16 protein-coding genes are annotated in these 19,312 nt (G+C 65.5%); 4 read left to right on the top strand and 12 right to left on the bottom strand.

Annotation, left to right across the window (positions count from 1 at the left end):
* Window positions 1-56 precede the first annotated feature (56 nt).
* From EJC47_RS02065 to EJC47_RS02080, 4 genes are all read right to left on the bottom strand, one after another.
* Window positions 57-902 (bottom strand): hypothetical protein, encoded by an 846-nt coding sequence (locus EJC47_RS02065; RefSeq protein WP_126845285.1) that lies wholly within the window; start codon window positions 900-902, stop codon window positions 57-59.
* Between the two features lie 172 nt (window positions 903-1,074).
* Window positions 1,075-1,746, bottom strand: coding sequence for a transcriptional repressor LexA (gene lexA, locus EJC47_RS02070; protein WP_033966959.1), 672 nt, complete (start codon window positions 1,744-1,746; stop codon window positions 1,075-1,077).
* Between the two features lie 71 nt (window positions 1,747-1,817).
* A complete protein-coding gene (locus tag EJC47_RS02075) occupies window positions 1,818-3,002 on the bottom strand; it encodes a molybdopterin molybdotransferase MoeA (protein WP_185867532.1) in 1,185 nt (394 codons plus the stop codon).
* 30 nt (window positions 3,003-3,032) lie between these two features.
* Window positions 3,033-4,043 carry a sensor histidine kinase gene (locus tag EJC47_RS02080; protein WP_231565332.1) on the bottom strand — a complete coding sequence of 337 codons (1,011 nt, stop codon included), beginning with the start codon at window positions 4,041-4,043 and terminating at the stop codon, window positions 3,033-3,035.
* A gap of 381 nt (window positions 4,044-4,424) precedes the next feature.
* On the opposite strand from EJC47_RS02080, the gene EJC47_RS02085 reads away from it, so the two are divergent.
* Window positions 4,425-6,767, top strand: a complete 2,343-nt coding sequence (locus EJC47_RS02085) for a TonB-dependent receptor (RefSeq protein ID WP_081988839.1) — start codon at window positions 4,425-4,427, stop codon at window positions 6,765-6,767.
* Window positions 6,768-7,415: 648 nt separating this feature from the next.
* Here the strand turns inward: EJC47_RS02085 and moaC are convergent.
* From moaC to EJC47_RS02105, 4 genes are read right to left on the bottom strand one after another with little or no spacing between them, the layout of a single operon-like run.
* Window positions 7,416-7,889: a cyclic pyranopterin monophosphate synthase MoaC gene (gene moaC / locus EJC47_RS02090; protein ID WP_126845287.1), complete on the bottom strand. Its 474-nt coding sequence runs from the start codon at window positions 7,887-7,889 to the stop codon at window positions 7,416-7,418.
* Window positions 7,886-8,671, bottom strand: a complete 786-nt coding sequence (gene trpC, locus EJC47_RS02095; RefSeq protein ID WP_126845288.1) for an indole-3-glycerol phosphate synthase TrpC — start codon at window positions 8,669-8,671, stop codon at window positions 7,886-7,888. The genes moaC and trpC overlap by 4 nt, the downstream gene beginning before the upstream one ends.
* A complete protein-coding gene (gene trpD, locus EJC47_RS02100; protein WP_033966963.1) occupies window positions 8,668-9,663 on the bottom strand; it encodes an anthranilate phosphoribosyltransferase in 996 nt (331 codons plus the stop codon). The genes trpC and trpD overlap by 4 nt, the downstream gene beginning before the upstream one ends.
* A complete protein-coding gene (locus EJC47_RS02105) occupies window positions 9,660-10,232 on the bottom strand; it encodes an anthranilate synthase component II (RefSeq protein WP_126845289.1) in 573 nt (190 codons plus the stop codon). The genes trpD and EJC47_RS02105 overlap by 4 nt, the downstream gene beginning before the upstream one ends.
* 113 nt (window positions 10,233-10,345) lie before the next feature.
* On the opposite strand from EJC47_RS02105, the gene EJC47_RS02110 reads away from it, so the two are divergent.
* Complete coding sequence (locus EJC47_RS02110; RefSeq protein ID WP_033966966.1) at window positions 10,346-10,792, top strand: hypothetical protein; 447 nt, start codon at window positions 10,346-10,348, stop codon at window positions 10,790-10,792.
* A gap of 152 nt (window positions 10,793-10,944) precedes the next feature.
* On the opposite strand, the gene trpE is transcribed toward EJC47_RS02110, so the two are convergent.
* Window positions 10,945-12,459 carry an anthranilate synthase component I gene (trpE, locus tag EJC47_RS02115; protein WP_185867533.1) on the bottom strand — a complete coding sequence of 505 codons (1,515 nt, stop codon included), beginning with the start codon at window positions 12,457-12,459 and terminating at the stop codon, window positions 10,945-10,947.
* Window positions 12,440-14,389: a SurA N-terminal domain-containing protein gene (locus EJC47_RS02120; RefSeq protein WP_126845290.1), complete on the bottom strand. Its 1,950-nt coding sequence runs from the start codon at window positions 14,387-14,389 to the stop codon at window positions 12,440-12,442. Before EJC47_RS02120 ends, trpE begins: the two co-directional genes overlap by 20 nt.
* A gap of 139 nt (window positions 14,390-14,528) precedes the next feature.
* Here EJC47_RS02120 and tpiA point away from each other — a divergent pair, with 139 nt between their 5' ends.
* Both tpiA and EJC47_RS02130 read left to right on the top strand, forming a co-directional pair.
* Window positions 14,529-15,269, top strand: coding sequence for a triose-phosphate isomerase (gene tpiA / locus EJC47_RS02125; protein ID WP_126845291.1), 741 nt, complete (start codon window positions 14,529-14,531; stop codon window positions 15,267-15,269).
* A gap of 184 nt (window positions 15,270-15,453) precedes the next feature.
* The gene (locus EJC47_RS02130) at window positions 15,454-15,660 is read left to right on the top strand and encodes a hypothetical protein (RefSeq protein WP_010408130.1); all 207 of its coding nucleotides are present in this window, start codon (window positions 15,454-15,456) and stop codon (window positions 15,658-15,660) included.
* Window positions 15,661-16,668: 1,008 nt separating this feature from the next.
* On the opposite strand, the gene EJC47_RS02135 is transcribed toward EJC47_RS02130, so the two are convergent.
* A complete protein-coding gene (locus EJC47_RS02135) occupies window positions 16,669-17,754 on the bottom strand; it encodes a sialidase family protein (protein ID WP_260591447.1) in 1,086 nt (361 codons plus the stop codon).
* Between the two features lie 133 nt (window positions 17,755-17,887).
* Window positions 17,888-19,279 (bottom strand): leucyl aminopeptidase family protein, encoded by a 1,392-nt coding sequence (locus EJC47_RS02140; protein ID WP_126845292.1) that lies wholly within the window; start codon window positions 19,277-19,279, stop codon window positions 17,888-17,890.
* Window positions 19,280-19,312 lie beyond the last annotated feature (33 nt).

The following is a 19,312-nucleotide window of genomic DNA, read 5'->3' on the forward strand; positions in this document are numbered from 1 at the left end:
GTCGATTTCGCTTTAGGTCGGGGGTTAGTTAGCTGGCGGCGCGGCGCGTCGACCTTCTATTTGATTGGAGCCAGCGTGATGGCGCTGTCTTTCACCTCCCAGACCGTTTTGGCTGCGGTCGCCACAAACAGGGGCATATGCATATTGTAGGAGGTAAAAACATGGATCTCAGTCGGAACGGGGTCCAGCAAATGCGTGGTCATGAAGCCTTCTGCTGTTGCACCCGGTGGCAGTTTGGGGCGCTTCATCGCGAGACAACTGACATTAAACGGACGGGAAGACAGCACGTGTCCGTCGGGCGCAACGACGACGCGATAGTTGCCTCCCATCACGTAGGTGGCGGCATCCTGCTGGGCCGTCAGCAAGTAGACCGCGACTGGCCCGCCATTGGGTGACGGTAGCACGACCGTATTGAACGGTGCCGGCGTGCACGGTTCGTACTTTTGTGCCTTCGCGCGTTCGAGCGCTACTTCGCGTGCGTGCGCGAGGAAGGCTTGCGACGGAGTGAGCGCGATCGGTTGGGGCAATTGTTCCTGACGCACCACCTTTCCGCCACGAACATCGGCGACGAAAAAGGCTTGGGCGGTTGTATTGGTCCCGCGGTAGTAGGTCACGTGCAAGGTTTGCTCGTCGGACACTTCGACGACATATCCACCCACGCCAGTCAGTTGATCTTTCGGGACTGCGGCCAACAGCGCATCGGTGCTGACCCAGGCCGCACGATCGAAGCCGTAAATTAGCCTCCCGATATTGGAAGCGTGCGCGATGCGCTGCTCGTTGGAAGGCGCGGTTGGGGAAGGCGCGGTTGGGGAAGGCGCGGTTGAGCCCGGAATGGCAGATGGAGGCCCGCCCGCATCCTGACCGGGGACTGCCGAGATTAAAGCGATCAAAGGCAATAGCATCGGCTGTCTCCCGCGAAGACAGACACCTGAACTATGGTCAGCGGTTAGACAATGCCGGCACGAAGAAAAAGCGTTCGTACGGTTTAAGATTGCTGGCCATCGCCAGAATCGACGTCAAACTTTTCTACATAGCACTGTGTTTCGGCCGCGCTCGGCGGCCGTCTACTTCGCCTCAATCGTACCGCCGCAAAATCCCCGCCAGCTTGCCCTGCACGCGCACTTGCGCCGGTGCATAACGCTGCGGGTCATACGCCCGGTTGGCGGGGTCGAGCCGGATCATCGCGCCTTCGCGGCGGAAGAATTTGAGGGTGGCTTCGCTTTCCTCGATCAGCGCCACGACGATTTCGCCGTCGCGCGCAACCTCCTGGCGCTTGATCAGTGCATAATCGCCGTCGAGGATCCCGGCCTCGACCATCGAATCCCCGGCGACTTCCAGCGCATAATGCTCGCCATTGCCGAGCAGGGCGGCGGGGACGGCAAGCATCGAGGCGCCTTCGAACGCTTCGATCGGCACACCGGCGGCGATGCGGCCGTGCAGCGGGATCTCGATCACGTCATTGGCGGGCTCCGGCATCGCGCGGAGATTGGCGGCGGGCGCAGCAGTGGTTTTGGTCGGTGTGTTGGTGCCACGCTCGGGCATTTTCAGCACTTCGAGCGCGCGCGCTCGATTGGGCAGGCGGCGGATGAACTGACGTTCCTCGAGCGCGCTGATCAGGCGGTGGACGCCCGATTTGGATTTGAGGTCGAGCGCTTCCTTCATTTCCTCGAACGACGGCGACACCCCGGTCTCATCAAGCCGGTCGTTGATGAAGCAGATCAGCTCATGCTGCTTGCGCGTTAGCATCGCTCGGGCCCTTTCGTCGGAACAGACAACGAACCTATACGGAACGAAAAATCACGCGTCAAGCGCGCGCTTTACGGGAGCGCGAGGATTTCCACCGAGTCGCCGGGCTCGGCGGCTGGCGTATGCGGTGCACGGGCAATCAGGCAATCGGCCTCGGCGAGCGTCCGCAACAACGACGAGTCCTGGCGCTGCGCGACATACACCCGCCCGTCGCGCGTCTCCGCTCGCAGATAATCCTGCCGCACGCCGTTGGCGGGCAACGCCGAACCGAGGATCGCCGTGCGCAAAACCGGCATCGCATCGCGCGCGCCGCTCAGATGCGCGATCAGCGGGCGCAGGAACACCGTCGCGGTGACGAAGGCCGACACCGGGTTGCCGGGCAGGCCCAGCACCGTAGTCCCGCGCAAACGCCCTGCCAGCATGGGCTTGCCGGGCCGCAGCGCGATCCGCCAGAAATCGATCCTCCCGCCTGCCGCCTCCAGTGCGGGACGGATCAGGTCATGGTCGCCGACCGAGGCACCGCCGGTGGTGACGAGAATGTCGGCTTCCACCGCCGCAAAGGCGGCGGCGATGGCATCGAGCCGGTCGGGCAGGATGCCGAGCCGAAGGACGTCGACAGGCAAATCACCAAGCAACGTCGCCAGCATCACGCTGTTGGATTCGGGCAGCGCATCGGGTGGCCCGCTGGCACCCGGCGCAACCAGTTCGTCCCCGCTCGCCACGACCGCGACGCGCAGCCGCCGCGAGACCGTCAATTCGGCGTGTCCGGCGATCGCCGCCAGTGCGACGCGCGCCGCTGTCAGCCGCTCGCCCTTCGCGATGAGCACCTCACCGCTGGCGAAATCGAGCCCCCTGCGGCGGATATTGCCGCCGCGCACCGGGCCATCGCCGGACAGAGTAAGGCTGTCGCCCTCGCGCGCGGCTTCTTCCTGAACGAGCACGCTATCGGCCCCCGGCGGCACGGCGGCACCGGTAAAGATGCGCACCGCTTCGTGCGCGCCGCACGTCCCGGTAAAGGGGCGTCCGGCGGCGCTTTCGCCGATCACGCGCAGCGGCCCCGGCAAATCGTCGAACCGCACCGCATAGCCGTCCATCGCCGAGAGATCGGCATAGGGCTGGGTCCGCAAGGCGTAGACCTCGCTTGCCAGCCAGCGTCCGGCGGCCGCGGCCAGTGGAAGCGTTTCGCTCGGTACTGCGGCACCAAGCGCGAACAGGCGCGCTTGCGCATCGGACACGGAGATCAGAGGAGGGGCCATCGTCATGCTTTCCGGTAAGGCTGGCGGGTATCAGCGGGTCGTCGCGGGTGGGGCAATCCGCTCGATCGTCAGCCGGGTGATCGTACCGCCAGTCGGCGTTGCCGCGACATCGAACCGTCCCCCCAATTGCCGCGCCAGGGTGCTGGCGATGGTCAGGCCGAGGCTGGTCGTGCGGGTCATGTCGAACCCATCGGGCAAACCGGCACCATCGTCGGTAACGCTGAGGTCGAGCGTGTCGTCGGTGCGCTGTACGACCACGTCGATCCGCCCGGTTTCGCGATCGGCAAAGCCATGTTCGAAGGCGTTCGCGACGGCCTCCGCCAGGATCAACGCCAGCGGGATCAGCGCATTGGGATCGAGCACGAGATCGGTTTGCGCGTCGACGCGACACGCGATTCCGGGCTTCCCGCCGGCCTCGGCGAGATCGGCGACCAATGTGGTGACCACGGCATGAAGGGCGACCTGTCCCCCGCTCACGTCATACAATTGCCGCTGGATTCGCCCGATCAGCTGGACGCGGTGGACGGCGTTGTCGAGGACTTGTTTGGCGGCCTCATCGGCGATCGCGCGACGCTGCACGCTGAGCAATGCGGCGACCATCATCAAATTATTGGACACGCGGTGCTGCAATTCGTGGAACAGCACATTGCTGCGTTCGACCAGATCCAGGCGCTGGGCCGCCAGTTCACGCGTGCGTTCGCGTTCTTCGCGCAGGCGGGCGTTGGCCTTTTGCATCATATCGACCAGCGCAATATCAACCGCGACGACGCCGATATAGAAGAGCAACGCGGTCGCGGTTGGCACCTCGATCTGAAAGCTGAACAGCGGCGGGATGAAGAAATACCAGGCGATAAGCCCGCACAGAATCGCCGACAGCACGCCCGGCCCCCGACCCCACAGGAACGCCGAGATGATGACCGCCGGAAAGAAGGTGAGAAACGGAAAGCCCGGCGGGAAATACGGGTTCAGCGCGCTACGTAAAAGTCCCGCCAGAACGGCCGACACCGTAGCGAGGGCGTAAGCCGCGATGGGGCGGTCCATCAGGAGCGGCAATCGTTCCAGCAGGTTCGGTCGTATGTGATTCATTCGGCCAGGTACCAGTTCCCTCGGGGCTGCGCAGTGCTCTCGATCAAGATTCGGATGATCCTCCTCGGTCAGCTTGTCCTTCCTTACGCGAAGGCGCGCGCTTGCCGCAAACGGGCCCATTGGTCGCACACGCACAGGGTAGTTGCACGGAAACCACAGTCGCGGGTCAATCCCGGCCTTCGGTCCAAACTGTCACAATCGCGACATAATCTCGGCCTAGCCGCGCCTCAGCAACCAGACTTTACCAAGTCGAAGCCCGCTCAGAGCGCATCGCGCAGACACCCGCAAAGGGGGCTGCGCGCGTGTTGTCATGTCCGCAGTACGCTAAACTCACAAATGGGGAACATCGTGTCCAAATCACTCGTCGCCAAGTCCGCACTCCTGTTCGGCACCGCGTTTGTCGCGCTTGCCGGTGCCAGCGCTGCCAGCGCGCAGGATGCTCCTGCCGCAGCCGCAGCGGTGCAGACGCCCGCCGCCGACGATAATCTCGGGGACATCGTCGTCACCGCGCAACGTCGCAGCGAGAACCTGCAGAAGGTGCCGGTTTCGGTCGGCGTGCTGCAGGGTGCCGATCTGCGCAACTTCACGGCGGGTGGCGGCGATACGCTGCTCGAACTCGCCAACCGCGTCCCCGGCCTCTATGCCGAGACGACCACCGGCAAGATCTTCCCGCGCTTCTACATTCGCGGCCTCGGCAATATCGATTTCTACCTCGGCGCGTCGCAGCCCGTGTCGATCATCCAGGACGACGTCGTGCTCGAGCATGTCGTGCTGAAGTCGAACCCGGTGTTCGACGTGAACCAGATCGAAGTGCTGCGCGGGCCGCAGGGCACGCTGTTCGGCCGTAACACCACGGCCGGCATCATCAAGTTCGACACCAACAAGCCGACCAACGATTATGAAGGCCGTGCGACGGCGTCCTATGGCAGCTACAACACGGTGTCGGTCGACGCCGGCGTCGGCGGGCCGATCGTCAAGGACGTGCTCTCGTTCCGCGTGTCGGGCCTGTATCAGCGTCGCGATAACTGGATCGACAACAGCTATACCGGCCCGAGCGACGACGGCACCGTCGGCGGCAAGAACAAGCTCGGCGGGTTCGAGGAAAAGGATGTCCGCCTCCAGTTGATGCTGACCCCGCCCGAAACCGGCTTCACCGGCATCGTTTCGGCGCATGCGCGCAATTACTCGGGCACGTCGACGATCTTCCATCGCGGCGCGATCAAGCTCGGCACCAACGATGTCAGCGCCGAACCGCGCGACAGCATCGCGCTCGATGAGGGCCATAACAACCCACAAGCGTACCGGACCTATGGCGGCTCGTTCAACGCGAAGAACGATTTCGGCGCGGTCACGCTGACCTCGATCACCGCGTATGAATCGACGTCGGGCTATAGCCGCGGCGACACCGATGGCGGTGCTGCGGTCAATTTCGCGGGCGGCAAGTTCTACGGCGAGAGCCAGGGCCGCGTGCGCGATCTCGACCAGCTGAGCCAGGAACTGCGTCTGGCCAGCAACGGCACCGGTCGCTTCAAGTGGCAGATCGGCGGCATCTACTTCGAATCGCGCGATACGACCGAATTTGACCAGCGCGGTTTCTTCCTGCTCGACAATTCGTTCGGCACCACGCCCAACCCGAACAATTTCGTCGTGCTGCGCAACGTCAACACGTCCTATGCCGGTTTTGGCCAGGCGAGCTACGAGCTGCTCCCCAAGCTGACGCTGACCGGTGGCGTGCGCGTGACCTATGACGAAAAGACCACGCGCCTCGTCACGCCGCCGCGCAACGCAGCGGGCGTATCGACCTTCCCGGCTGCGGCCGCGAGCTATGTGCGCCTGGCCGATACCCAGCCGAGCTGGGAAGGCAGCCTCAACTATGCAGTCGAGCCGAATGTGAACGTGTTCGCGCGCGTTTCGCACGGTTTCCGCGGGCCGACGATCCAGGGCCGCAACGCCGTGTTCAGCTCGGCCTTCGTGACGGCCACGTCGGAGACGATCACGTCGTATGAAGCCGGCATCAAGTCGAACCTGTTCGGCAACACGCTGCGCTTCAACGCGACGGGCTTCTACTACAAGGTCCACAACATCCAGCTGAACGGCAACGACGCCAACAATAACGGCCTGTTGTTCAACGCCAACCAGGCGCAGGCCTGGGGCGGCGAAGCGGAGCTGACCTGGCGTCCGGTGCCCGAGTTCACGCTCGGCCTGGGGGGCAGCGTGCTGCACACCGAGATCAACGACACGCGCGTTTATGCGCCGGTCTGCAAGCTCAACGGCGTCGTCACCTGCACCGTGCTCAACCCGACGATCAATGTCGGCGCGGCAACGCTCGCGCAGATCAACGGCAACGTCCTGCCCGACGCGCCGAAATATCAGCTCGATGCCAATGCACGGTATGACTATCCGCTGGGCAATGGCGGCAAGCTGTTCCTCGCGGGCGACGTGACGCTGCAGGGCTATACCAGCTTCGTGCCGTACAAGACGATCGAGTACACCTCGGACGGCACTTTCGAAGCGGGTCTGAAGGCCGGTTACGCCGCCCCTGAGAACAAGTACGAACTGGCCGTGTTCGTGCGTAACCTGACCAATGAGAAGAACCTCAAGGGCGTGCTCGACAACTACAACGCCGCCGTGTTCAACGACCCGCGCATCATCGGCGTGTCGCTGAGCGGCAAGTTCTAAGGGGCTGAGGGCGCGGCCTGCTTCGGCAGGTCGCGTTCACCGTTGGGGGGCAAACCGGATATGGGCGCTGCCAGAACGCAGCGATCCGGTTTGGCCCACGTCGGCGATCAGTTGCCGGTTTGCGGTTTGTGGAACGCCGCCGTTAGACAAGTGGCCTTTGCGTTTCTTATGGTGGTGCCAACAAGTCGAATGATTTGATGGTCGGTGAGGGTCGCGGTCTTACGATCGAAGGTGATTAAGCGAGACTGCTCAGGCGTCTGCATGTCAGCCAGCTTTATTGGATACGATGCCCGATCCTTAATGGGATATGTCTGCTGGGGCCTACACTCAGCGTAACAATAATATCCTGCTGCCAGGTCCGCACTGAATGTTATGGTGTAAGGAACGACCATAGGCGCGTTCGTGCCAAATTGGACGGTTTCTGTTCCGGTGCAACGCTCAGCAAATTGGTCTTGCGCCGACGCAGAGGTTGATGCGAGGCCCGCGAGGGCAAAAGCAAAAACCGCGTATCGCATCTTGTCGTCTCCACGGCATGATCGGCGTGCTAGCATACCCCTCTGGCTCAACCTCCGCTAATGACAATCGTGTCACTGAGGCGCTGTGATTGTTGAGCATCGGATGCTAACGCTGATCTACGAGGCAGGTGATTCAGCCCACCCGCGCCCAATCGCCCGATTTGCCGCCGGTCTTGGTCAGCAATTGTACGCCGCCGATCGTCATGCCTTTGTCGATCGCCTTGGCCATATCGTAGATCGTCAGCAGCGTGACCGTGACGGCGGTCAGCGCTTCCATCTCGACCCCGGTCTTGCTCTCGGTCGCCGCCGTCGCGGTCGCGGTGACGCCACGGTCGTCCACCACCAGATCGATCGCCACGCGCGTCAGCGGTAGCGGATGACAGAGCGGGATCAATTCGCTGGTGCGCTTGGCCGCCATGATCCCCGCGACCCGCGCCACCGCCAGCACATCGCCTTTCAGCGCAGTCCCGTCGCGGATTGCGCGCGCGGCTTCGAGGATCATGTCGATCCGCCCCGTCGCCACGGCTTCACGTCGGGTCGGCGTTTTGCCGCCGACATCGACCATATGCGCCGCACCGGCGGCATCGAGATGGGTGAGCTCGCTCATCCGACCAGCGCGCGTGTTGCCGCTTCGACGTCGCTCTGGCGCATCAGCGATTCGCCGATCAGGAAGCAGCGAATGTCATGTTCGGCCATCGCATCGAGATCTGCGCGCGTGGTAAGCCCGCTTTCGGCGACGAAGGTGCAGCCCTTGGGCGCCTTGGACACGAGTTCATAGGTGCGCGCGAAATCCACCGTGAAATCGCGCAAATTGCGGTTGTTGACGCCGATCAGCCGCGACTTGAGCTTCAGCGCGCGCTCCATTTCGCTGTGCGAATGCACTTCGACCAGCACGTCCATGCCGCATTCGAGCGCACTCGCCTCGATCTCGGCGAGCAGTCCGTCGTCGAGCGCCGACATGATCAGCAGGATCGCATCTGCGCCAAGCCCACGCGATTCGGGCACTTGCCACGGATCGACCATGAAATCCTTGCGCAGCACCGGCAGTGTACAGGCATTGCGCGCGGCGGTCAGATAGCTGTCCGCCCCCTGGAACCACGCTTCGTCGGTCAGCACCGACAGGCACGCCGCACCGCCCGCCTGATACGCGGCGGCATGGGCGGGCGGATCGAAATCGGCACGGATCAGGCCCTTGGACGGGCTGGCCTTCTTGATCTCGGCGACCAGCGCATAGCCGGTCTCGGCGCGCGCATCGAGCGCGGCGCGAAAGCCGCGCGGCGCGGTTTGAGCGGCAATGCGGGCGTCGAGTTCGGCGATTGCGGTCGTCGCTTTGCGCGCGGCGACCTCGGCGCGTTTGGTTTCGAGAATGCGGGTGAGAACGTCGGTCATGAATAGGCAATCCATCGATCGAGCAAGCCGTTCGCCGCGCCGCTGTCGATCGCGTCGCGCGCGATCTCCACGCCTTCGGAAAGGCTCTGGCTGGTGCCCGCCACGATCAGCGCGGCGGCGGCATTGAGGAGAACAGCGTCGCGGTACGGGCCCGCTTCGCCCTGAAGCAAGCGGCGGAGCGCGGCGGCGTTATACGCTGCGTCGCCACCGCGGATCGCGGTGACCGGGTGGCGCGGCAATCCGGCGTCTTCGGGCACGATGATGCCGGGCAAGTCCACCTGTCCAACGCTGACCGCGACGCTCCGCCCGGCACTCGACAACTCGTCCAGCCCTTCCTCGCCCGATACGACCAATGCCGCTTCGGTGCCGAGCTGTTCGAGCGCTGCGGCATAGGTCGCTGCGTAATCGGGGCGGGCGATGCCGATCAGCTGGCGTGTCACCCCGGCGGGGTTGGCGAGCGGACCCATCAGGTTGAAGATCGTGCGGCGGCCCAGCCGCTGGCGGATTGGCGTGATGCGTTTCATCGCCGGATGATGATTGGCGGCGAACAGGAAGGCGATGCCGATATCGCGCAGGCTCGCCTCCGCGCACAACCCGGCGCGGTGCATGTCGAGGCCCAGCACCTCCAGCGTATCCGCCGCGCCCGCCTTGGACGAGGCCGCGCGATTGCCATGCTTGGCAACCGGCACGCCGGTGCTGGCGACGACGATCGAGACCGCGGTCGAAACGTTGAGTGTATGATGCCCGTCGCCGCCGGTGCCGCAGACGTCGACGGTGCCCGGCGGTGCATCGATCGGCAGCAGGCGTGCGCGCATCGCGCGCGCTGCCTCGGCAATTTCGATGCTCGTTTCGCCGCGTTCGGTCAGCCCGATCAGGAAGGCCTCGATTTCGCTTTCCGACGTCCGCGCGTCGAGCAGGTCGGCAAACGCCTGCGCGGCGGTTTCGCGGCTGAGCGGCGATGCCGTATCGGGGAGGAGGGCGAGGGTGGTCATCCGACAATCCCCGCATCCGCCAGGAAATTGGCGAGCATCGCATGGCCATGTTCGGTGGCGATGCTCTCGGGGTGGAACTGCACGCCATGGATGGGCAGCGTCGCATGGCGCACGCCCATCACCGAGCCGTCATCGGCGCGCGCGTTGACCAGCAGCGTCTCCGGCAAATCCTCGACGATCAGCGAATGATAGCGCGTCGCGGTAAAGGGCGAGGGGAGCCCCTTGAACACGCCCGTTCCGTCATGCGTGACTGGCGAGGTCTTGCCGTGCATCAACCCGCCGCGCACCACGCGTCCGCCAAAATGCTGGCCGATCGCCTGATGACCCAGACACACCCCTAGTAGCGGTCGCCCGGCGGCGGCGCAGGCCGCGACCAGGTCGAGCGAGATGCCGGCTTCGGTCGGCGTCTTCGGGCCGGGGGAGATCAGGAATCCTTGCGCATTGCTGGCCAGCGCTTCGGCGGCGGTCAGCGCATCGTTGCGCACGACCTTTACCTCCGCGCCCAACTCCATCAGATAGTGGACCAGGTTCCAGGTGAAGCTGTCGTAATTGTCGATAACGAGGATCATGGCGCGCCGCTAACCTGTTTGTGCTGATACGACAATCGCGGTGATAAAGACGCCGTTCAGGTTGGATCTAACCAGACGTGCTACACGTTGCCGTGTCCCAAGGAGAATTTCCCATGCTGCGCTCTCTCGCCGTCGCCGTTTTGCTGGCCACAATCTCCACCGCGACGTTTGCGCAGACCGCGCCGCAGGCTTCGACGACCGAAGCCAAACAGGCCGAGTCGGGCAAGCCGCCGCTCCGGATTCGCTCGGTCACGCTGACGGGTAACGAAAAATGCCCGCAGTCCAACAATCCCGATGAGGAAATCGTCGTGTGCGCGCGCGTCGGCGAACCCTACCGCATTCCCAAGGCGCTGCGCGACGACAAGCCGATCCCGGCGCAGAACCAGAGCTGGGTCAATCGCGCCGCCCTGATGGACGATGTCGGCCGCCGTGCAGGTGGCCTGCCCGATACCTGCTCGCCGACCGGCTCGGGCGGCCAGACCGGCTGTGCCAAGTTGCGTGCCGAACAATATGCCGCCGAAAAGGCCGATGCGAAGCGTCAGGCGAGCCAGGTTCCGTAACGAGGCGGCGCGTCGACACGCTTCCCCTCCGTTCGCCCTGAGCCTGTCGAAGGGCATCTCGCCACGGGGGCACGCCCGCTCCCGTGGAGAGGTGGGCTTCGACGAGCTCAGCCCGAAAGGGGGGGGGTAAGTAAGCGCAGCGCTGACGCTTATTACTGCCCGAACCCGCTCTCTGCCGCCCGCGCGATCGCCTCGCGCGCGGCGGCGAGAAGCGCTCCCGCTTTGGCCTCGCATTCGCGTTGTTCATACGCCGCTTCGCTATCGGCAACGATTCCCGCCCCCGCCTGCACGTTCATGATGCCGTCTTTCACGATCGCGGTGCGCAGCACGATGCACGAATCCATCGATCCATCAGGCGAGAAATAGCCGACGCCGCCCGCATAAGGGCCGCGCACGGCACCCTCCAGTTCGGCGATGATTTCGCACGCACGCACCTTCGGTGCCCCGCTGACCGTGCCCGCCGGGAAGCCCGCAAACAGCGCGTCGAGCGCGTCATGCTCGGGCGCTAGCTGGCCGATGACGTTCGAGACGATGTGCATGACATGGCTGTAGAATTCGGTGGTGTAGCTGGCGGTCACCGTCACGCTGCCAGCGGTGGCCACGCGCCCGACATCGTTGCGGCCGAGATCGAGCAGCATCAGATGTTCCGCGCGCTCCTTGGGGTCGGCGAGCAGGCTCTGGCGATTGGCTTCGTCCTCGGCGGCGGTCTTGCCGCGCGGGCGCGTGCCGGCGATCGGGCGAATCGTCACCTCGCCGTCGCGCACGCGCACCAGAATTTCCGGGCTCGATCCGGTCAGCGCAAAGCCCGGCAGATCGAGATGATAGAGGAACGGCGACGGGTTGATCCGCCGCAGCGCGCGATACAATTCGAACGCGGGCAGTGGAAACGGTGCCGTGAAACGCTGCGACAGCACCACCTGAAAGATGTCGCCCGCGACGATATACTCCTTCGCGCGCGCCACCATCTCGGCATAGCGGCCGGGCGGCAGTGTCGGAGTCAGCGCGATCTCGCTCGCCTCGCCCCGCACGGGCGCAGGCAAAGGCGCGGTCGCGAGGCGCGCGGCAGTCGTCTCGATCCGCTCCAGCCCCTCGGCGACGATCGCCTCGGGCGTACGCGTAGCATCGGGCCAGACCGGCGCGACCAGGAACAGCGCGTCGGCGAGCCGGTCGAAGATCAGCACCACCGTCGGACGCACGAACATCATGTCGGGCAGGCCCAATGCGTCGGTCTCGGGCCGGGGCAGCCGTTCGACCAGCCCGATCGTCTCATAGCCGAAATAGCCGACCAGGCAGGCCAGCGCGCGCGGCAGTTCGGCAGGCACGTCCATCCGGCACGACTCGACCAGTGCCCGCAAAGCCTCCAGCGTCGGTTCCGCACAGGGCACGAACGCCTCGCGATCGGTCAGCCAGTGCGGGTTGATCGCGGCGTCATGGCCCTGCGCGCGGAACACCAGATCGGGCGCGAGCCCGATCAAGCTATGCCGCCCGCGCGTTTCTCCGCCCTCGACCGATTCGAGCAAAAAGTCGCCCCGCCCCGGCTCGATCAGCTTCAGCGCGGCCGCGACCGGGGTTTCGGTATCGGCGACCTGGCGCTGCCACAGCAGCGCCGGGCGACCGGTGGCGAGCGCGGCGTGTGCTGCCGCAGTATCAGGGCTGATCGGTCGCACTCACGCCACCCAGCATGTCGAGCTTGAGCTTGGCGATCGCAGCGGTGTTGCGCGTGGTGCCGACTGCCTTTTGCACGGCCTTGCCAAAGGCACCGGCATATTCGCGGCCGATCACCTTGCCAATGTCAGCGCGCGTTCCCGCGATCACCTTGTCATTGCCGCGCGCATCGCCCGATTCGATCGAGTCGAGATGGACGATGATCCAGCCGGCCTTGTCGGGCGCTTCGAGCAGCTTGGTGGTCTTGGCGGCCATGCTGAACAGCAGCGACAGCGGGGCTGGCACCTGGCGCGGATTTGCCATCAGCGCGGCGCGGGGCGCGTTGACCGGGCGCAGTGGCGGCAGCTTCAGCTTTGTCGCGGCGAGCGCCTCGGCCAGCGGTGTGCCCTTATTGGCGCTGGCGACGACGCTTGCGGCGATCTTGCGTGCCTCGCGCTGGCCACGGTCGAGCGTGAAGTCGCGCACCACGGCATCGTGGATCTGCGCCAGCGGACGCGGTGCCGCGGGTACGATCTTCTCGACCGCGACCAGCGCAAAGCTGCCATCTGGGCCCAGCGGCACCGTTTGCGGGCTGTCTCCGGCTTGGGCTGCAAAGGCGGCGGCGAGGATCGGCGCGAGGGCGGGGTCAGGTTTGGCGGCGGGGTTGTCGATGTCCTGCCCGCCCGCGAGCAGCGCGGGGGTGCGCAGCGGTGTCAGCTTCTGCTGCGTGACGAGATTGTCGAAATTGCTCTTGGACAGCGCATCTTCCATCGCGTTGCGCTTGTCGGTCAGCGCTGCTGCCGTCTTCTGCTTCTGCAGCGTCTCGCGCAGGCCGGGCGTCGCCTCGGCGAGCGACTTGGCGGGCTGAAGATGCTGTTTCACGATCTTTGCGACGATGAAGCCAAGCGGCGCGCGCACTGGCCCTACGACATCGCCTGCCTTGGCGGCAAAGGCCGCATCGGCAACGGCGGGAGAGGTCTGCCCGGCATAGGCCGCCTTCTTCTGGTCGGTCAGCGTCGCGGCTTCCAGCCCGGCGGCGCGTGCCGCCTGCTCGATCGGCGTGCCTGCGCGCACCTTGGCGGCGAGCGCGGTGGCGGCAGCTTGATCGGCGACGACGACTTGCGCGATCGTGCGCAGATCGGCGGCGGCGAAGCTTGCCGCCTGCGCCTTATAGGCCGCAGCGATCTCGGCATCGGTTGGCGTGGCGGCGACGGCGGCGGCATTGACCAGCGCATAGCGCACGATCCGCCGCTCTGGCACGCGGTAGCGCGACAGGTTGCGGGTATAGAAGGTGTTCAGTTCCGCCTCGGTCGGGGCGGGGCCCGCTGCGACCGCCTGGCTGGGGATGAAGCCGACCGTGCCGTTGCGCTTTTCCAGCAACAGGCTGGCATAAGGCAGCGCCAGCTGCACCGGCACCTGGCTCGCGCCGATCGTCGGCAGGATCAACTGGCGCGTCAGTGTCTGGTCGGCAATGTCGGTACGGACTTGCACGTCGCTGGTGCCGTTCTGCTTCAGTACCGCTTCATAGCGCGCCTGATCGAACTTGCCGTCGAGCCCGGTGAGCCCCGGCTGGCTTGCGATCACCGCATCGACCGCCTGCTTGCTGACGACCATGCCCTGCTTCTGCGCGAACTGGCGGAAGGCGGTCGAATCGATCAGCCGCTCCAGCGTCGCGTCGAACCCGCCGCCGGCCACGAATTGCGCCATCGTCAGCGACGGCTGCTCCTGGCGATATTGGTTGAAGTCGCGCTGTACCGCCGCCTGCAAATCGCCCAGTGCGATCGTCTTGTTGCCGACGGTGGCGACGGTGTCGCCCTTGGCGGCGGGGGTGCCGCTGCCCGACAGGCCCGATTTATCCGACAGCACGAACGCCAGGCCAAGCAACGCCACAAATCCAAGCGCGACGGCGGCCCCCAGCGGGTGGCGGATCATTCGGCGGAAAAAACTGAGCATGAGCGGGGACGGCCAATCTATCTGGTGCTTTATCCCGCTGCTTTAGGGGGGTGATCGGGCCGCTTCAAGCCGGGGCTTGGACTTGTGCGATCCGGCAGGGGCGTTATCGCGGGGCCAAAGGCAGAAAAAGAGGATGGGCATGACACGTCGCAAGCTGGTCGCCGGCAATTGGAAGATGAATGGCAGTCTGGCCGCTCTGGCCGAACTCGACACGATCGCGGCGGTCGCGCGCGCACATCCCGCGGTTGATGTGTCGATTGCCTTGCCCGCGACGCTGATCGCCCCCGCTGTCCAGCGCGTGCCCGGTCTCGCCATTGGCGGGCAGGACGTCCATGCGGCGGAAAGCGGCGCGCACACCGGCTGCCTGTCGGCATCGATGCTTGCCGAGGCGGGCGCGAGCTTCACCATCGTCGGCCATAGCGAACGCCGCGCCGACCAGGGCGAAACCAGCCAGGACGCCTGGGCCAAGGCCAGCGCCGCGCACCGCCACGGCCTCGGCGTCATCCTGTGCGTCGGCGAAACCGATGCCGAGCGCGACGCCGGCCGCGCCGCGCGCGTGGTGCAGGCGCAGATCGAGAAATCCGTGCCCGATCTCGCCACCGGCGCGTGGCTGACGCTGGCTTATGAACCGCGCTGGGCGATCGGCACCGGCCGCACGCCGACGCTCGACGAAATCGCCGAAGTCCATTCGATCGCGCGCGCCAAGCTGCGCACGCTGGTCGGCGACGCCGCCTACACCATCCGCATCCTCTATGGCGGATCGGTCACGGGCGCGAACGCGGCGGCGATTCTGGAAACCGAGGATGTCGACGGTGCGCTGGTCGGCGGCGCCAGCCTGACCGCGGCGAAATTCGTGCCGATCATCGAAGCGGCGGGGTAGGGGGGCGCGTCGTTGCTCCTTTCTCCGCTTTCTCCGTTCGTTTCGAGCGTAGTCGAGAAACAGCTACAAGCGCTGTGCCTGGTTTCTCGACTTCGCTCGAAACGAACGGGGGGAGGCGGGGTACCGTCCGGAGCGTCCCAATCCCCACTGGACACGCAAACCGCGCGCCGCTTATCGGGGCGCGATGAGTGTTATTGCCACGATCATGAACACGGCCACCGGCCAGCCCATCCAGAAAATGACCTTCGGGCGGATGCCCAAGCCCTGGATTTCCTTCAACCTCGCCACCGGCGAACTGGTCACCGCCGACCGCGTCGAAGTCGGCAAACCCGCACCCGGCAAATTCGTCGTGCCGGTGTCGGTCTGGGTCACGCCCAAGACCGAGGGGTGAGGGGTTAAGGCGCGCCCTTTCACAGTGATCGAATGTCCCTCTCCCACCGGGAGAGGGAAGGGGCCCGCCGCGCCAGCGGTGGGAAGGGTGAGGGCGACCCGCACCATATCCTCCAGTCACCCTCACCCTTCCGCGGCTTCGCCGCTCCCTCCCTCTCCCGATGGGAGAGGGATTTGCCGTTAAGTGTCGCCGTTGCTTACTCCCGGCGTTCGTGCAGACTGCCGTTTCCCGATACGGAGAGCGACCCACCCCCAGCCCCTCCCTTCCAGGAAGGGGAGGAAGAAGGGCAATCTCACTTCTCCCCTCCCTGGAAGGGAGGGGCTGGGGGTGGGTTGGCCTCCGGCGGTGCGGGACCGCGATCAGACGCGCTCCTCGATCCGTCCTTGCGGCGAACCAAGTTTCCTCGGCCTTTGTCGGGGAGCAGCTTGGAGGGCACACCGTTTAGGCCATAGCCCCTATAGATCGCGAACGGCGAGAAGTGGTGGAAAGCTGCCGTTAGCTAGGGTCTGCGCGGGGAAGGCAATTTCGCTTCGTTTCCGAGTATGTAAAGTTCAGGACCTCTACCCACACCGCGTTTGGCATACCAACCCCATCGGCTCTGCCTATGTCCACATATCCGGGCTCCCGCATATTTTCGGCAATGACGTGAAATGAAGTCGCGTCGCAGAGCACTACTTCTAAGTGATTAGCGTCAGTCCAGCGCAGGCGAGTGTAGCCAACGATTGCATTGTCAGCCTCCACAACATTGACCGACTTAGGCAAACCACCGCCCGTTCCGTTGCGAATTACTACACGCGTTCTATTGTCGGCAGGCGCACCCGCGAGTGCAACTTCGATCTGGGCGATTGTTTTGCCATCAGGTGACGGCAAGGGTGCCGACGCCTTCCAGTTCGAACACGCGCTCAAAGCGAGAAGAGAGATTAGGATCGGCAGATTTTGATGCTTCATACCCCTTTGTATCCCGCTGCTGCCAAGACCGCTATTGGGCGAAACCAGAAGCGTCCAAACCTACCCCCCAAGCCGCGCCGGATCGACCACCACATGCCGGATATGCGTCCGGTTATAGGTATAGCTAATGTGCACCAGCCCGTCCCGCGTCTGGATCACCGCCGGATAGGCATAGCCATCGGGCAGCGGTTTGTCCTCCAGCGTCAGCACGTTGCGCCAGTGCACCCCGTCATCCGACAGCCCCACGTTGAGCGGCCAGCGCGGGCCGTTGCCCGGTTGATCGGGCCAGTGCGCGCTGTGGTTGTAGACGATCAACTGCCGTCCATCGGCCAGCGTCACCGCGTCGGTGCCGGCATTGGGGTTGGGCAAGTCCGCCGCCACTAAGGGCGACCAGCTCTTGCCGGCATCGTGCGACCAGCTCATCGCCAGCGCGCCCTGTCGCGTCCGTGCGATCAGCGCCAGGCGGGTAGGGTCGGGGAAGGTCAGCACACTCGGCTGGATCGCCTCGATTCCCATGGGCGAGGCGATTTGCGGCTCGACCGTCCATGTCTTGCCGCGATCGGTCGAGCGTTCCATGCGGATAAACCAGTGGTTTTCCTCGGGCGTGCCGACTTCGCGGCTGGAGGGCGACAGCCAGCTTCCGTCCGCCAGCACCACCGGCTTGTTCTTGATCGGCCCCAGCACACCCTCGGGCAGGCGCTGCGCCGTGCTCCAGTGGCGGCCGCCATCGCTGGAGGTCTTGACCATCCCCCACCAGCCACGCGGATTGGGGCCGACCTTGTAGAATAGGGTGAGCGGCCCGCCCGGCGGCTGGAACAGCACCGGGTTCCAGGTCGGGTAGCGCGTCCCGTCCGCGCTTTGCCCGTCGGCGACCGAAACCGGCTTGTCCCACCCATGCGCCCCACTGCGCGCAAACCAGATCGTCACGTCGGGGCGGCTCTCGCCCGTGCCTCCGAACCATGCGGCGGCGAGCGTGCCGTCGGGCAGCTCGACGATGGTCGAGGCATGCGCCTGCGGGTAAGGCGGGGCGGGGTCGATGAATTCCGAGAGCAGGATCGGGGAGGGGGCGGCAATCGCCGCCATCGGCAGGGCCGCGAGCGCGACCAACAGTGTCCGGAAATACCGCAAGATCATCTGCAGTCTCATCGCCCAACCCCTTCCTACGCTCCCCCGTCATGCCGGGCTCGTCCCGGCATCCACCGTGCCGCACATTCTGCGGCCAAAGGTCTCGGATGACGGTGGACCCCGGCACAGGGCCGGGGTGACGACTGTGCCCAGCTCACCCCGGATAGCGCGCCTTCAGCATCGCCCAGGCCGCGCGCAAGCCCAGCGCCTCGCCGCCTTTGGGCCGCCCCGGCTTGGCCGAAGGTCGCCACGCAAAGGTATCGAAATGCGCCCATGGCGTGCCCTCGGGCACGAAGCGCCGCAGGAACAGCGCCGCCGTCACTGCGCCGGCAAAGCCACCATCGGGCGCGTTGACCATGTCGGCAATGTCGGAGGACAGCATGTCGTCATAGCCATCCCACAGCGGCATCCGCCACAAGGGATCGTACACCGCCGTGCCCGCCGCCAGCAACGCCTCGGCCAGCGCATCGTCATTGGCGAAGGTCGCGGGCAGATCCGGCCCCAGCGCCACCCGCGCCGCCCCGGTCAGCGTCGCGAAATCGAGGATCAGCGTGGGCGTCTCCTCGGCGGCGCGGGTGATCGCGTCGCCCAGCACCAGCCGCCCTTCGGCATCGGTATTGGTGTTCTCGACCGTCAGCCCCTTGCGCGTGCGCAGCACGTCGCCGGGGCGGAAGGCGTTGCCTGCTATGCTGTTCTCCACCGCCGGGATCAGCAGGTGCAGCCGCACCGCCAGTCGCGCTGCCATCACCAGCCCGGCGAGGGCGAGGGCATGGGCCGCGCCGCCCATGTCCTTCTTCATCAGCCGCATGCCCGAAGACGGCTTGATGTCGAGCCCGCCCGAATCGAAGCACACGCCCTTGCCGATGATCGCGATGCGCGGATGCGCCGGATTGCCCCATTCGAGCTCGATCAGCCGCGGTTCGCGCCCCTTGGCGGCGGCCTGGCCGACCGCGTGGATCATCGGATAGCCCTTTGCGAGCGCATCCCCCTTGGTGACGACCACGCTCGCGCCGTGGGTCTTGGCCAGCGCCTCAGCCTCACCCTCCAGCTCGGCGGGCCCGAGATCGGCGGCAGCGGTGTTGACCAGATCGCGCACACTGGCCACCGCTTGCGCCAGACGCACCGTTTCCTCGATCCGCGCGGGCTCGCCGGTCAGCAGCACGCGCCCGCCCGTCGTCACCTCGTCGCTGCGATAGCGGTCGAACCGGTGCTGCGCGAGCGCCCAGCCCAGCATCGCCGCGCCGGGCTCGCCCTCGGCCAGGCGATAGGTGCCTTCGGGCAATTGCTCCCCCAGCGAGGCGATCCGCCACGGCGAATCGAGGCTTTCGTTGCACACCAGCAGCATCGCCCAGTCATCGGGCCCGTCGCCCGGCAGCACCGCGCGGTTGCCCGCCTTGCCCGTCAGCCGATGCGCCGCCACCGTGGTGCGAATGCGCGGCGGCTGGGCCTTCAGCCAGCTCTCCCACTGGTCGGGATGCACGACATGGATGAGGCGCGCGGGCTGGCCGCGATCGGGCTGCAGCAAGGCTGCGGGGTTGAAGATCATGCGCCCTTTATCGGAAGCGCGAGGCCCCTGCGC

It is taken from the genome of Sphingomonas sp. TF3, assembly GCF_003985085.1.
Classification (GTDB): Bacteria; Pseudomonadota; Alphaproteobacteria; order Sphingomonadales; family Sphingomonadaceae; genus Sphingomonas.